Annotated in this window: 15 protein-coding genes; 10 read left to right on the top strand and 5 right to left on the bottom strand. The window is 40.0% G+C overall.

Annotated elements, in window-relative coordinates; genetic code table 11:
- The first annotated feature begins 479 nt into the window (after positions 1-479).
- The 5 genes from H6G18_RS13625 (at position 480) to H6G18_RS13605 (ending at position 3391) form a co-directional block, all read left to right on the top strand.
- Positions 480-1067, top strand: coding sequence for a hypothetical protein (locus H6G18_RS13625; RefSeq protein WP_190407636.1), 588 nt, complete (start codon positions 480-482; stop codon positions 1065-1067).
- A 68-nt stretch (positions 1068-1135) separates the two neighbouring features.
- The gene (locus tag H6G18_RS13620; RefSeq protein WP_190407635.1) at positions 1136-1342 is read left to right on the top strand and encodes a hypothetical protein; all 207 of its coding nucleotides are present in this window, start codon (positions 1136-1138) and stop codon (positions 1340-1342) included.
- Positions 1342-1689, top strand: a complete 348-nt coding sequence (locus H6G18_RS13615) for a type II toxin-antitoxin system PemK/MazF family toxin (RefSeq protein WP_190407634.1) — start codon at positions 1342-1344, stop codon at positions 1687-1689. Before H6G18_RS13620 ends, H6G18_RS13615 begins: the two co-directional genes overlap by 1 nt.
- Before the next feature lie 323 nt (positions 1690-2012).
- A complete protein-coding gene (cynS, locus tag H6G18_RS13610) occupies positions 2013-2453 on the top strand; it encodes a cyanase (protein ID WP_190407633.1) in 441 nt (146 codons plus the stop codon).
- A 32-nt stretch (positions 2454-2485) separates the two neighbouring features.
- Complete coding sequence (locus H6G18_RS13605; protein WP_190407632.1) at positions 2486-3391, top strand: DNA-methyltransferase; 906 nt, start codon at positions 2486-2488, stop codon at positions 3389-3391.
- A 56-nt stretch (positions 3392-3447) separates the two neighbouring features.
- Here the strand turns inward: H6G18_RS13605 and H6G18_RS13600 are convergent, their stop codons facing one another.
- Positions 3448-3660 (bottom strand): hypothetical protein, encoded by a 213-nt coding sequence (locus H6G18_RS13600; RefSeq protein WP_190407631.1) that lies wholly within the window; start codon positions 3658-3660, stop codon positions 3448-3450.
- A 369-nt stretch (positions 3661-4029) separates the two neighbouring features.
- Between H6G18_RS13600 and H6G18_RS13595 the strand changes: the two genes are divergently transcribed.
- Both H6G18_RS13595 and H6G18_RS13590 read left to right on the top strand, forming a co-directional pair.
- The gene (locus H6G18_RS13595) at positions 4030-5181 is read left to right on the top strand and encodes an SGNH/GDSL hydrolase family protein (protein ID WP_190407678.1); all 1152 of its coding nucleotides are present in this window, start codon (positions 4030-4032) and stop codon (positions 5179-5181) included.
- A 198-nt stretch (positions 5182-5379) separates the two neighbouring features.
- Positions 5380-5742, top strand: coding sequence for a DUF4864 domain-containing protein (locus tag H6G18_RS13590; protein ID WP_190407630.1), 363 nt, complete (start codon positions 5380-5382; stop codon positions 5740-5742).
- Between the two features lie 64 nt (positions 5743-5806).
- Here the strand turns inward: H6G18_RS13590 and larE are convergent, their stop codons facing one another.
- Both larE and hrmK read right to left on the bottom strand, forming a co-directional pair.
- Positions 5807-6637 (bottom strand): ATP-dependent sacrificial sulfur transferase LarE, encoded by an 831-nt coding sequence (gene larE / locus H6G18_RS13585; protein WP_190407677.1) that lies wholly within the window; start codon positions 6635-6637, stop codon positions 5807-5809.
- Positions 6638-6694: 57 nt separating this feature from the next.
- A complete protein-coding gene (gene hrmK / locus H6G18_RS13580) occupies positions 6695-8509 on the bottom strand; it encodes a hybrid histidine kinase/response regulator HrmK (RefSeq protein ID WP_190407629.1) in 1815 nt (604 codons plus the stop codon).
- Between the two features lie 189 nt (positions 8510-8698).
- On the opposite strand from hrmK, the gene H6G18_RS13575 reads away from it, so the two are divergent.
- Complete coding sequence (locus tag H6G18_RS13575; RefSeq protein ID WP_190407628.1) at positions 8699-9565, top strand: branched-chain amino acid ABC transporter permease; 867 nt, start codon at positions 8699-8701, stop codon at positions 9563-9565.
- Positions 9566-9714: 149 nt separating this feature from the next.
- On the opposite strand, the gene psaX is transcribed toward H6G18_RS13575, so the two are convergent.
- Both psaX and lipA read right to left on the bottom strand, forming a co-directional pair.
- Positions 9715-9846 (bottom strand): photosystem I protein PsaX, encoded by a 132-nt coding sequence (gene psaX / locus H6G18_RS13570; protein WP_190407627.1) that lies wholly within the window; start codon positions 9844-9846, stop codon positions 9715-9717.
- A 164-nt stretch (positions 9847-10010) separates the two neighbouring features.
- Positions 10011-10913 carry a lipoyl synthase gene (gene lipA / locus H6G18_RS13565; protein WP_190407626.1) on the bottom strand — a complete coding sequence of 301 codons (903 nt, stop codon included), beginning with the start codon at positions 10911-10913 and terminating at the stop codon, positions 10011-10013.
- Positions 10914-11113: 200 nt separating this feature from the next.
- Between lipA and H6G18_RS13560 the strand changes: the two genes are divergently transcribed.
- On the top strand, positions 11114-11755 hold the full coding sequence (locus H6G18_RS13560; RefSeq protein WP_190407625.1) for a response regulator: 642 nt from the start codon (positions 11114-11116) through the stop codon (positions 11753-11755).
- A 449-nt stretch (positions 11756-12204) separates the two neighbouring features.
- Positions 12205-13767 carry an NAD(P)H-quinone oxidoreductase subunit N gene (locus H6G18_RS13555; protein WP_190407624.1) on the top strand — a complete coding sequence of 521 codons (1563 nt, stop codon included), beginning with the start codon at positions 12205-12207 and terminating at the stop codon, positions 13765-13767.
- Positions 13768-13855 lie beyond the last annotated feature (88 nt).

Genomic DNA, 13855 nt, shown 5'->3' with positions numbered 1-13855 from the left:
ATCCCCCACCTTGCGGCAGGGGATTTTTTTAACTGATACATAATTGAGTCTGCTAAAAAATATACTAAAAATTATCAAAGTATTTCAAATATTTAGGAGTAATTATTTGATGCCAAATTTATCTGATAAAGAATTAATAGAACAATTACATAGAACTTGGGTTCAATTCTTAATTAACAGTGAACGAAAAGACTGCGCAGCAATTATAATTGATGCTGAATTGTCATTTGACTATCCCTGTTCTGTCACTTCCGGAAAACAACAATCGTAGCGAAACACTGGAACTTTTATCTAATCAAGCTTTGAGCTTTTCTTTTCTAATAGAAACTAAAATTTGTAGCTAAAAACTGAAAAGTAAAGCTCCGAAAGGCTTTCAGCGATTGAGTTTTCCCAGTCTGACATAAGAGGGCTATGAATGGGATGAATACTATTCACGTAATTATATTTCAGGATTGCTTATATTCCTTCCGTTTAACTTGATGTTGACAGTCTTAAATAATGAAGAAATTCAAAGCTACCTAAAAAATACTTTTCTATTCATTGCTAGTGGCCATATCTGGAATAATATGCAATCTTTTCCACTTTATTACCGAATAAAGTTGTTACAAGTAGAAGAAAACTGGCAAAAAACTATTAAATTTCTCATTGCTAAATCAAAAGACTTAAATCAAGGGCTTGTTACTGAGAAGGCTTTTGCTCGGAAAGGTAGAGAGCCGATTGTTTATAATGAAATAAAGTTTGCATCACAGTCTGAAATTAGGATTGCACAAGAATTAGAAGCTAAAGGTGTTTTGTTCTTTCCTCTACCTTTAGCTGTAAGACATGAAACAGGTAATATTTATGAAGATCATCGAGAGGTAGACTTTCTAGTTTGTCTAGATGGAACATTTGGAATTTTAGAGATTTCTTTCCATGAAGGTAGGTATGAGAAGGATAAGGAAAAAGATGCTTGGTTTAAAAAATCAGGGATTCTCTGTATTGAACATTACCCTGCTGAAAAGTGCTATCACCAACCAAAAGTAGTTGTAGAAGAGTTCTTGAGCTTTCTTTCTAAACACAAAAGATAAGTACAAAAAGCTATATCTTAAAACTAATTTCAAGTATCAGCAATGAAAATATTGATCTACTGGCAAGTATGAACACTAAACTTATTGAATCTCTCGTTCAAGTAATATTTTCTTTATCTGAAGAAGAACGCTTTCTTTTGGAAGAAAAACTATTTTTTAATTCTTCTTATCCATCTACACCAGAGATTATGCAAGTTGCACAGAAAAGTAAAGTATTTGACTTTTTAGATAATGAACCAGACTTATATACTCTAGAAGACGGGGAAACTGTCTAATGTCTCTACAAAAGGGAGATGTAGTTTTAGTTCCATTCCCATTTACAGATTTGACTGGAACAAAATTGCGTCCTGGCTTAGTTTTATGGGTTGATAGTGCAGGTAATGATATAACTGTATGTTTTATATCTTCTCAAAATACTAATAATTTGTCACCCGAAGAATTTGTTTTAGAGCAATCAGATACGGAGTTCTCTGGAACAGGATTAAAGGTTATTTCTAAGGTTCGAGTAACCAGACTAGTTACACTTGAGCGTAGATTAATTACTAGAAGAATCGGTAAATTAGGAGCAAATCACATTCAGCATTTGAATTTACTTATGCTTCAAGCGTTTCAATTGACATAATAGCAACCAAAGAGCGATCGCTTGTCAACACCTATAGTATTTTATTGAGAAATGTTAATCAATTTAATAACTTTTGCTAACTTTATTTGATTTATAGGTATTAGTTATAGAAATATTGACAGTTAGCAAAGCTAGTATCACAGTTGCCGCGATCGCAACGTTAAAGCATAAAAAATTGTGGCGTTGCATAATAAATAGATAACTTAGGTTGATAAATCTCAGTGTGTAGATATCTGAGTGTAGTAAATTAAAAAAGCGATCGCCTCTGACTAATCATGGTAAAATTTTCTCTGGAAAAATTAATTTATTAGAGGAATTACCAGATGTCTATACCCGAAATTACGCAAACTTTGTTAGAAGCTAAAAAAGAGAAAGGACTCAGCTTTGCTGACTTAGAAAAAATTCTTGGACGGGATGAAGTATGGATTGCGGCTGTATTTTACCGCCAAGCTAGCGCATCCCCGGAAGAGGCTAAGTTACTGGTGGAAGCATTAGATTTAGCACCTATCCATATTCAAGACTTGACTGCATACCCAGTCAAAGGATTGGGGCCAGTTGTGCCAACAGACCCACTGATTTACCGCTTTTATGAGATTATGCAGGTGTATGGTTTCCCAATTAAGGAAGTAATTCAAGAAAAGTTTGGCGATGGGATTATGAGCGCGATTGATTTCACCTTGGATGTGGAAAAAGAAGCAGACCCAAAAGGCGATCGCGTTAAAATTACTATGTCTGGTAAATTTTTACCTTACAAAAAGTGGTAGTCTTTGACTCATCAAAATAATTTAGATGCCGCTTGAACTCACAGCAAACAACAACCATAAAAGTAATTAACTTTACAGCTAATTATACGCAGCAATACGGACAAGCATATCTAGGTGACTGCCTGGAAATTATCCAATCCATCCCAAATGACAGTATTAATTTAATCCTTACTTCGCCACCATTTGCCTTAACGCGCAAAAAAGAATATGGAAACGAAAGCGCAGAAAAATATATTGAATGGTTTTTACCTTTCGCCTACGAATTTAAAAGAGTTTTGGCAGAAAACGGTTCATTTGTTTTAGATTTAGGCGGTGCTTATCTTCCTGGTAATCCCATACGTAGTATTTATCAATACGAAATTTTAGTAAAATTGTGTAGAGAAGTCGGTTTTTTTCTAGCTCAAGAATTCTATCACTATAATCCGGCGCGACTACCTACCCCGGCTGAATGGGTGACTATTAGAAGAGTTCGTGTCAAAGATGCAGTAAATGTAGTTTGGTGGCTATCAAAAATACCCAACCCAAAAGCGGATAACCGGAAAATTTTAAAGCCTTATAGTCAAAGTATGAAAAAATTACTCAAAAGCGGCTATAAAGCTAACCTCCGTCCTAGTGGACATGACATTTCTGATAAGTTTCAAAAAGATAATCAGGGTGCCATTCCACCGAATTTACTAGAAATTGCTAATACTGAATCTAATAGTGCTTATCTACGACGTTGCAAAGCAGCAGGTATCAAACCACATCCAGCAAGATTTCCTCAAGGGTTTGCTGAATTCTTCATCAAGTTCTTAACTGATGAAGGAGATATAGTATTAGATCCATTTGCAGGTTCTAATACTACTGGGTTTGTTGCTGAAATTTTGCAACGCCGATGGATTTCTATGGAAATTAATCAGGATTACGTTTTGGGAAGTCGCTATAGATTTAGTGAATAGTCAACAGTGAATATATTTAGCTATCAACTTTTGACCATTAACTTTATCAAGCAGATTTATATTTCACCATTCACTTGCATTTGATGAACCTTGTCTGCTAACTCTTGACGACTTTGATCGTCAAGTTTATCTATTGCTAACATTCCCATGAGAATTACCTCTTTTAGGGTTAAACGAGTGGAATGTGCCTGTTTCTGCACAATCTCTTTAATAATGGGACTAACACCGATCGCTGTACTAGCTCTAGCCACGAAATTATAGGGAATCATCAATCACTTCGCCTAAATCTTAGCACTTTATACTGATTTCTTCTATATCAATAGAACTTTATTTAAATGTGTAAAAATCTATATTTACAAGTTTTGACACAAAAGATATCCTAAAGCTAGGTAGCAATTATTACAAAACCCTAAATAAAGTAAAAATACTGGATAAGTATTAACTTCACGAAACTCGTTATCAATTAGATTGCAAGATATGCTTTAAAGAATTTGTGAATTGTTAAATATAATCTCGTTAACCTAGTTTACAGAACTATACATTTTCAATAAAAATAATATTTTAACAACAGTAAAATTCCTGAATGCAGGAAATTAAAGCTGTCATCGAAAAAACAGTAAGTAGAGGAGAGAAAAGTGATGAGGGATTCTTATCTGTTGGCAGTAGGCTTGTTAACAGGACTGACACTACCAGCATCCGCTCTACCACAGATAGCGAATATCCTGCCAGACAATTCTAGATTCGAGTCGGATATAAAACAAAGCCTACAGACCACTATCACCCCAAATACATCTTTATCCGAATATAGCAACCAAATATTGCAGGCGTTAGAAACTTCACCATCAACAGTAGATGAAAAAAGTCTTCCTACGCTTTTTAACATTTCCTTCCCAGAATTTAGCCGTCAAACTTTGTCACCTTCTAAAGCTTCTCAACCAACAGGAGGCGAAAAAAATCTTCCTAGTTCTGATGTCCCTTTACTGCAATTTACCAATCAAGAATCATCAACACCCATTAACTCATTCTTTAACCTCAATCCCCAACCGACTAATCTGCCATTTACTTCTGGTAATCAACTTTACCATTACAGATTAGCAGCACTGAAAACTGGTCAAATTTATACGCGCCAAGACAGTGATAGTGAGCAATTATGGGAAGATTCAAGTAAAAAGCAGCAACTAACTTATGATGACTGGAAAAGTTTATTAGCTCTAGAAGCAAAAGCGATCGCCCAAGGTCAAGGTAAAAACCGTCTCAGTATCTTAGTAGGGGATTCCTTGAGTATGTGGTTTCCCAGAGAAAAGCTACCATCTGGTAAATTGTGGCTGAATCAGGGAATATCGGGAGATACTTCTAGTGGGATAGCTAACAGATTGGCAGCATTTTCACAAACTCGTCCTGATGCAATCTACGTTATGGCCGGGATTAATGACTTACGTAGAGGGTCTAGCGATGAAGTCATTTTGCGTAATCACCGCCGGATGATCCGTAGCTTAAGGCAATCTCACCCCAGAACTCAGATATTCGTGCAATCTATTTTACCTACTCACTTGTCTAATATTTCTAATAGTCGTATTCGTCAAATCAATACAAAGCTTGCCCAAATTGCGAAACAAGAAAAAGCAAATTATTTAAATATCCATAGTTGGTTTACGGATGCGGATGGCAATTTACGCTCTGATTTAACGACAGATGGCTTACATTTGTCTGCTGACGGTTATGATGTATGGCGATTTGCCATCCAGCAAGTAGAATTCAAACTCACTCAAAGCAGAAATGTTGACCGTTAACAATCAAATAATTTTGGATTTTAGATTGACGTTAGGGTAGCGGACGCAGCGCAGCGAGTATTTGAGATTTTTCCGTTCACATTTTCATAGCAGTACGAAGTGCAGGGCTTGTAGCTTGCTTCTCCGTAGGAGTACCAAAGAACAATCCAAAATCTAAAATTCGGAGAGTCAATACAAACTACCGTAATTTATATACTTATGAAAGTTACAGATCAAGATTTTATTACTATCCGGTCTGTCATTGAAAGCCAATTGGCAGCCTTTCAACAAGATGATGCTCTAGGTGCTTTTGCCTGTGCTACTCCCGCAATTCAAGAGCAATTTCAAAATGCAGATAATTTCCTGCGGATGGTGAGCATGAGTTATCCTGCTGTCTACCGTCCTCGCTCAGTATTCTTTGAGCAAGTCACCACTATTCAGGAAAATATCACTCAGCCAGTGTTGCTTTTAGCTCCTGATGGTGTCCCCCTCAGGGCTTTGTATTTTATGGAGAAACAACCAGACGATAGCTGGCGAATTAATGGTTGTATTCTCGTGTCAGTGGAAACGGAGACTTTTTGATAATTTGTCATAACCTATGGGTAGGCTTACGCCTGCGTAGAAAAGCAAGCTACGTAGTTCGTAATTAGACTTTAAGTGGGGAATTTGCTTGATTGAGAACTTGGTTTAATTTACCACTGCGATAACCTTCTAAATCTAGGGTGACATATAGGAATCCCAACTCTTGAAGTGCGCTAACGACAGACTGTAAATCTGTTGTCAGGATAAAATCTTTGATTTTTTCTGGTGATAACTCAATACGAGCTGTATCTCCTTCAGAACGGACACGCAAATTTTGCCAACCTAACTTTCTAAGGTAAATTTCGGCTCTACCTACGCGTTGCAATTTAGCTATGGTAATTTCCTCGCCGTAGGGAAAGCGGGAACTTAGACAAGGCTGGGCTGGTTTTTCCCACCAAGGTAAGCCTAGTTGATGGGAAAGTTGGCGGACTTCTAACTTGGTGACACCAACCTCTGCTAGAGGCGATCGCGCGCCTCTTTCCTTCGCCGCTTGAATCCCCGGACGGTAATCATGCAAATCATCAGCATTCACACCATCCACCACATAAGGATAGCCCAACTCTAAAGCCAAAGGTTTTAAAGTATCGTGTAATTCGCTTTTGCAAAAATAACAACGATTAACAGGGTTCGATGTGTAATTGGGATTATCCATCTCGTGAGTCTGGACAATTTTATGAGGAATTCCCATCGTTGCGGCTTGAATTTTCGCGTCCTCTAGTTCCTCTGGTAACAACGAAGGCGAAACCGCAGTCACAGCCAAAGCGCGATCGCCTAACACATCATAAGCAATCTTCGCTACCAAAGTACTATCAACACCCCCAGAATAGGCAATTAAAGCCTGTCCCATTTCTGCAAATAAGGCTTTTAATTGCTCAAGTTTTTCAGTCAATATCATTTTAGTCATAAGTCATAAGTCATTAATCATTAGTCAGCACTCCCATCTCCCCAATCTCTAATCTAACTGACTATACTTAGCCACCAGACTAGCCAAAAGGTTTAAGTCAATTGGTTTAGAAATATAGTCATTGACTCCAGCAGCTAAACAGATTGAGCGATCGCCTGTCATTGCCATTGCCGTTTGGGCAATAATAGGAATCTGTTGATATTGAGATTTTTCTCGCAACTGCTTAACTAAATCTAGACCATTAGCACCTGGCAAACAGACATCCATTAAAATAACTGCTGGCTGTTTTTGAGCAAGTGCAATCCACATCTCATCAGCATTCTTCACCCAAGTCACCTGATATCCCAATTTACCTAAATGAATTTGCATCAATTCACCATTGGGTAAATCATCTTCAACTAACAAAACTTCTCGGGAAATGGTACGTGTAAAAGATACAGAAGATGTTGCTTCCTCATACTCCTCATCTTCTCCTACAAATACCTCACCATTCTGTGTTAAAGGCAAGATAATTGTAAAACGAGAACCTTGATTAACTTCGGATTCCACTTCTATAGAACCACTGTGAATTTCTGCCAGTTTACGAGTTACCACTAACCCCAAGCCAGTACCTTCATGTTGAGAAAAGGAAGGGTTAGGGATTTGGAAATATGGTTGAAACAATAGAGCAAGATGCTCTGGAGAGATACCACTGCCAGTATCCCAGACAGTAAAGTGTATAAATAAATCTTCAAGTTTCACCTTTAAGCCAACAGTGCCTGTACTGGTAAACTTGAGAGCGTTAAACAACAAATTCAAGAGCATTTGCTTGAGTCGTAAAGAGTCAGCCACGAACATTTTGACATTGGGATCTATTTCCAAAGACAACTTCAACCCTTTATTTCCGGCTTTCTCTTTTACCAGTGCTAATACATTTTGACAAAGTTCCGGCACATTAACTTTTTCCCACTGTACTTCTAATTGATTAGCTTCAATCTTGGAGAGATCCAAAATATCGTTGATTAGAGCCAATAGGTGTTTACCACTAGATTGAATAATATTTAAATATTCGTGATGGCGTTCTCTACTGGGATCATAACCTTGCGCCAAAAGTAGGTGAGTAAAACCAATAATCGAACTCAGTGGTGTGCGAATTTCGTGGCTGGTATTCGCTAAAAATTGGTTTTTCAGTTGATTAGTACGCTCTAATTCTTGATTAGAAACACCTAAATTTTGAGATTTTTGCTGTAAAGATTGTATTTGCTGGAGGTGAGCCAGTGCTTTAACACACTGCTCGGCTGACCTCTCCATTAATTGCGTATACAGTTGAGGATGTGATGCGGTGAATGTTTTGTCACGAAGCTTTAAGTTGTCTATCGCCAGAAGTAACCACCCAATCACAGCACCAGAATCATCCGTTAATCGCCAAGCGTTGGGCGGTTTTTGCTTTTCTAGTTCCTGTAAATCTTTGAGTTTGATTGCTTCTTGCAATTGCAGGCGCAATTTTTTCCCTTCTTTGGGTATCACTTCTAAAAATAGAGGTTGACAGCCTAGAGATAGGGGACGAGAAATATAGTAAACTTTACCAACTGCTGCTTGCGGTTGAAACAGAGCGACACCTAAGGCAGAGTTTGGAAAGTCCACGCTGCTATTGTTTAAAGCAATGTCAAGTTCATTCATCACAGTTTGGTAAATATCCGCTTCTGTGGTTCTTGGTTGAACAGTGCTAAAAGCAGACTGTAGGCAATCATGCAAACGCCTTTGTAGCTGGTTCAAGCTGCGTTCCAGCCATAACTCAGCGCGAAGTTGCTGAATTGTTGCCAACAAAGTTGGCGCTGCATCTATCTGTGAGTTTTGTTCTGGTAAGCTTGAATACTGCTGCATGGTCAACTAGACCGTTTAACAATTTTAGTTTTGCAAAAAATGCAATTACGATTCTATGTATATTAGCTCACAATTTTTTTTTGTCGAGAAACTATAACTTAGAGTATCGATTGTCACCATTAAACTGGAAATTGGGATCGAAAATCATTCTTTCCAAACAACTATAGATTAGCTTATTTAACTAGCAACATGGATATACAAACGATTCAACTGATTGTCAACGGGATTGCAGTCGGTAGCATTATTGCTCTTGCAGCTGTTGGATTGACTCTTACCTATGGAATTTTACGGTTATCTAATTTTGCCCACGGTGATTTTTTAACTTTAGGGGCTTATCTGACTTTGCTGGTGAACACGTTTGGAGTGAATATTTGGTTATCGATGATAGTGGCAGTAGTAGGAACTGTTGGAGCAATGTTACTGTCGGAAAAACTGCTGTGGTCAAGAATGCGCTCAATTCGCGCTAATTCTACTACTCTGATTATCATCTCAATTGGGCTGGCATTATTCCTACGTAATGGGATTATTTTGATTTGGGGCGGCAGAAACCAAAATTATAATTTACCCATTACCCCTGCTTTAGATATTTTCGGTGTGAAAGTACCACAAAATCAACTGGTAGTGTTGGCATTGGCAGTGTTGTCCATTGGCGTATTGCACTACCTCTTGCAAAACACAAAAATTGGTAAAGCCATGCGAGCTGTTGCTGACGATTTAGATTTAGCCAAGGTTTCTGGTATTGATGTCGAGCAAGTAATTTTCTGGACTTGGCTGATTGCTGGCACAGTCACCTCTTTGGGTGGCAGTATGTATGGCTTAATTACAGCTGTGCGTCCAAATATGGGGTGGTTTTTGATTTTACCTCTATTCGCTTCCGTAATTTTAGGTGGGATTGGCAACCCTTACGGAGCGATCGCCGCCGCTTTTATTATTGGCATTGTCCAAGAAGTTAGTACACCCTTCTTAGGTTCCCAATACAAACAAGGTGTAGCCCTCTTAATCATGATTTTGGTGTTGCTCATTCGTCCTAAAGGTTTATTTAAAGGCACGATGTGAGCAACACCATTCCACTTAGTTTGGGGATTAGGGTGGAGATTGGGCAGAGAGGCAGGGTGCAGGCGAAAAAAGAGCCATTTGCTCTAATTTTCTTCCCATACTCCCTGGTCTCTACTCCTTACTCTCTACTCCCTATTCCCGAAATATAACTAGTCAATAATGTGGAAATAGTAGGCTGCTACCAAGAAGTTAACAGCTAGTAGCAACAGCGCCCAACCTGTACGAAAAGCATAGGGTGGTTTTCCTGTATTGGCAACTGGGGAAGTTTTGGCTTTAGCCATCAGACGTTTCTCCTTATGTCATGACTTTTTCAGAAATACCAAACAGAGGACACAATTGCCCATATTCTTTAAAAATATTTGTGTGAATGAGGAATTAGGGAGTGAGGAGTACTGAGTTAAAATTTCTTCCTCTGCTTCCTTCACACCCATATAGCCCTATCTCTTCACTCCTCCCCAGCATGGTAGGAACTGCGAACCAGAGGCCCCGAACGGACGTGACTGAAACCCATTTCGCTGGCTAATGTGCCGAGTTGGTCAAATTCCTCTGGTGTCCAGTATTTTTGGACTGGTAGATGTTCTAGGGATGGGCGCATATACTGACCGATGGTTAGGCGATCGCATCCTACAGCCCTTAAATCTGCCATTGCTGTGGTAAGTTCGGCAACAGTCTCTCCATGTCCTACCATTAAGCCGGATTTAGTGGGAATATGGGGATTGATTTCTTTAACTAAAGACAGAACCCGCAGTGAGCGATCGTATTTAGCGCCCCGCCGCACTGGCCCGGTTAAACGACGTACTGTCTCAATATTGTGGTTAAAACAAGCTGGTTGAGCATTTACAATCATTTCTATCCGTTGGCGCTGTCCTGTTTCTCCTGCGCCTGCACCACCCCAAAAATCGGGTGTCAAAACTTCAATTTGAGTACCCGGACTTAACTGGCGGATTGCTGCCATTGTTTGCACAAAGTGACCCGCTCCTTGATCTGGTAGGTCATCACGGGCGACAGACGTTAGTACTACGTAACGCAGATCCAACAAATTTACAGCCTCTGCTACTTTTTGCGCTTCCTCTGGGTCAATTGGCATTGGTGCATGACCCTTATCGACTTGACAAAAAGCACAAGCACGGGTGCAGGTAGGCCCCATGAGTAAAAACGTAGCCGTTTTTTGGGCATAGCATTCACCCCGGTTGGGACAACGCCCTTCTTCACAAATTGTATGAATTTGGCGCTGCTTAATAATACGCTGTACTGTCGAGAGTTCACTGGCTTTGCCAATGGGACGGCGTAACCAACTAGGCATCGCCGTAATTTCTGACTTGAATTGAGCAGGTTGTGAGGAAGTCATAGGTCTTAGAAGTTTTGTAAAACACTGCCGACAACGACATTTATACCGAAATATACTATCCCCCAATTAATAACAATGTTGGATATAGTGGGAGCATTCTCACGGTCATTCGGCATACCACTTCGTGGAAGCAAGCTACGCGCAGCGTCCCGTAGGGAAGCCGCTATTTAAACTTCAATATTCTGTTAGAGCAATCAGTCGTGGCAAGTAACAAAATTCTAGTTATCGATGACACTACCGTTGTCAGGGTAAAAGTACGTGAAATGTTGCCTCCTGGCAATTTTGAGGTATTGGAAGCAAAGGACGGTTTGGAAGGGATAAATCTCATCCGCCAAGAAAAACTTAGCTTGATCATGTTGGATTTCCTACTGCCTAAATTGAGTGGCTGGGAGGTTTTTCAGCAAGTCCAAGCTAACCCTGAACTGAGAAAGATTCCTTTAGTGATTATGTCTGGTCGGAAGGAAGAGGTGACGGAAAAACTCACCGAACCTTTTGAATATTTTGAATTCCTGGGTAAGCCTTTTGATCAAAAACAGCTAATTAACGCGATTAAGTCAGCAATGACTAAGGCTAAACTGCCACGCCAAGAACTAGTAGGAGCAGTTGCTGCTACTAAGAATGGTAATGTAGCCACTGCTACTATGACAAATGGTGTTGTAGCAACTGTAGCCACATCTACAGTTGCTACATCTACTAAAGTAGCAACTGCTGAAACAGACGCAGCTGCGGCGGCTGAAATCCAAGCACTCAATGATAAGGTTGCCAAAATGCAAGCAGAAATTGAGGGCTTGAAGAAGCAGCTGGCTCAAGTAGTAACTTTTATTAAGCAAAAAATTAAGTAGCGATCACCTACGGTGGGATACTGACTTGAAAATCTAACCGCAGCTAACAACTTGGGTAGAGTTTTGAGATTCAAGAGTAACTCGATGACCTACAAAATTGCCAAATTATGGAACTTTAGCTTTCAAGCAGAATCTTATTTGCTTGTTAGCCCCATAGAGAATTTAATAAAAGCGATCGCCATCGGTTTTTAGTTTACAGTCATACTTATTTCCTACCTAGCCTACGCTTTGTCGTAGGCTACTGCTTTTTTCAGTAGACTACTAAGATAAAAAGGCTCAACTATAGTAACAGTAAGTAACAAAAGGCTACTACGCTACCAGTGGGGAATTTTTAGTCAAAAGCGAGTATAAACTGAAAGCTAAAAAGATAAATGCAACTTTGGTCAGAAACAATAGATAGAATGAACAAAGTTAGCCTTGATGTCTAATCGCCAAAACCTATATATCTCATGGATTTTGCTAATCTTGCAGCCCAGTTGAACGCTGGAACAATTTTGCCTGAGGGAATTGTCATTGTCACCCTCATGGGGGTTTTGATTGTTGATTTGATTTTAGGGCGTACATCCTCACGCTGGATTGGATATCTGGCGATCGCTGGTTTACTCGCGGCGGTTGTCGCCCTGTATTTTCAATGGGATGCGATCAATCCCATCTCTTTTACCGGTGGTTTTATTGGTGATGACCTCAGTATCATCTTTCGCGGTATCATTGCCTTGTCTGCCGTTACAACTATATTGATGTCAATTCGCTACATTGAGCAGAGTGGAACTGCTTTAGCTGAATTCATCGCTATTTTGTTAAGTGCTACCCTGGGCGGGATGTTTCTCTCTGGGGCTAGTGAATTGGTAATGATTTTCATCTCCCTAGAAACCCTGAGTATTTCCTCATATTTGTTGACAGGTTATACCAAGCGTGACCCCCGATCCAATGAGGCGGCGCTGAAATACTTGTTGATTGGTGCTTCTAGCACGGCAGTATTTTTGTATGGTGTGTCACTGCTGTATGGTTTATCTGGGGGACAAACAGAACTGAGTGCGATCGCTAATGGCATTGTCGCAGCTAATCTTGGTCAATCCTTGGGTGTAGTTATCGCCCTGGTTTTTGTCATCGCGGGTATTGGCTTTAAAATTTCCGCCGCACCTTTCCACCAATGGACACCAGACGTATATGAAGGCGCTCCTACCCCAGTCATTGCCTTTTTATCCGTCGGTTCCAAAGCAGCTGGCTTTGCTCTAGCTATCCGTCTGTTAACTACTGTCTTCCCCTTCGTCGCTGAGGAATGGAAGTTTGTGTTCACAGCCTTGGCCGTCCTCAGTATGATTTTGGGTAACGTCGTCGCCCTAGCCCAAACCAGCATGAAACGGATGTTAGCTTATTCATCCATTGCCCAAGCCGGGTTTGTGATGATTGGCTTAATTGCTGGGACTGATGCGGGATACGCCAGCATGGTGTTCTACTTGCTGGTATATCTATTTATGAACCTGTGCGCTTTCACCTGCATCATCCTCTTCTCCTTGCGGACAGGAACAGACCAGATTGCCGAATACTCTGGGTTATATCAAAAAGACCCACTCCTCACACTAGGTTTGAGTATCTCTCTGCTTTCTTTGGGTGGTATTCCTCCACTAGCAGGGTTTTTCGGCAAGATTTACTTGTTCTGGGCTGGTTGGCAAGCAGGTCTTTACTGGATGGTCTTACTAGGCTTAGTGACCAGTGTTGTTTCCATCTACTACTACATTCGTGTAGTCAAAATGATGGTAGTTAAAGAACCCCAAGAAATGTCTGACGCAGTTAAGAATTATCCCGAAATACGTTGGGATTTACCTGGATTTAGACCGTTGCAAGTGGGTTTAGTAGTGACATTAATTGCAACTTCTGTAGCAGGAATTTTATCTAATCCACTCTTCACGTTGGCAAACAATTCTGTTGCCAATACTGCTATCTTGCAAACCACAAAAGTTGTCAGTACTCAGGTAAGTGCTATTCCTCCTGAGAAACCAGAAGGTTTATAGACTATACCTCACATCTTAAATCCCCGACTTCTTTGAGAAGCCGGGGATATTGTTTTTCAGTATACTCAATTAACCTGAATTCGACGTT

Origin of the sequence: Anabaena subtropica FACHB-260 (genome assembly GCF_014697105.1) — a bacterium.
Taxonomy (GTDB): domain Bacteria; phylum Cyanobacteriota; class Cyanobacteriia; order Cyanobacteriales; family Nostocaceae; genus Trichormus; species Trichormus subtropicus.
Note: the sequence above shows the minus strand (reverse complement) of the source record. Positions and strands in the feature narration are given on the sequence as shown.

Bases quoted from the DNA above. Each gene is read 5' to 3' on its own strand.
- H6G18_RS13555 (WP_190407624.1), top strand. From the start codon at position 12,205: ATGGATTTTGCTAATCTTGCAGCCCAGTTGAACGCTGGAACAATTTTG.
- H6G18_RS13575 (WP_190407628.1), top strand. From the start codon at position 8,699: ATGGATATACAAACGATTCAACTGATTGTCAACGGGATTGCAGTCGGT.
- psaX (WP_190407627.1), bottom strand. From the start codon at position 9,846: ATGGCTAAAGCCAAAACTTCCCCAGTTGCCAATACAGGAAAACCACCC.
- hrmK (WP_190407629.1), bottom strand. From the start codon at position 8,509: ATGCAGCAGTATTCAAGCTTACCAGAACAAAACTCACAGATAGATGCA.
- H6G18_RS13625 (WP_190407636.1), top strand. From the start codon at position 480: ATGTTGACAGTCTTAAATAATGAAGAAATTCAAAGCTACCTAAAAAAT.
- lipA (WP_190407626.1), bottom strand. From the start codon at position 10,913: ATGACTTCCTCACAACCTGCTCAATTCAAGTCAGAAATTACGGCGATG.
- larE (WP_190407677.1), bottom strand. From the start codon at position 6,637: ATGATATTGACTGAAAAACTTGAGCAATTAAAAGCCTTATTTGCAGAA.
- H6G18_RS13590 (WP_190407630.1), top strand. From the start codon at position 5,380: ATGAAAGTTACAGATCAAGATTTTATTACTATCCGGTCTGTCATTGAA.
- H6G18_RS13595 (WP_190407678.1), top strand. From the start codon at position 4,030: ATGAGGGATTCTTATCTGTTGGCAGTAGGCTTGTTAACAGGACTGACA.
- H6G18_RS13620 (WP_190407635.1), top strand. From the start codon at position 1,136: ATGAACACTAAACTTATTGAATCTCTCGTTCAAGTAATATTTTCTTTA.
- H6G18_RS13600 (WP_190407631.1), bottom strand. From the start codon at position 3,660: ATGATTCCCTATAATTTCGTGGCTAGAGCTAGTACAGCGATCGGTGTT.
- cynS (WP_190407633.1), top strand. From the start codon at position 2,013: ATGTCTATACCCGAAATTACGCAAACTTTGTTAGAAGCTAAAAAAGAG.
- H6G18_RS13615 (WP_190407634.1), top strand. From the start codon at position 1,342: ATGTCTCTACAAAAGGGAGATGTAGTTTTAGTTCCATTCCCATTTACA.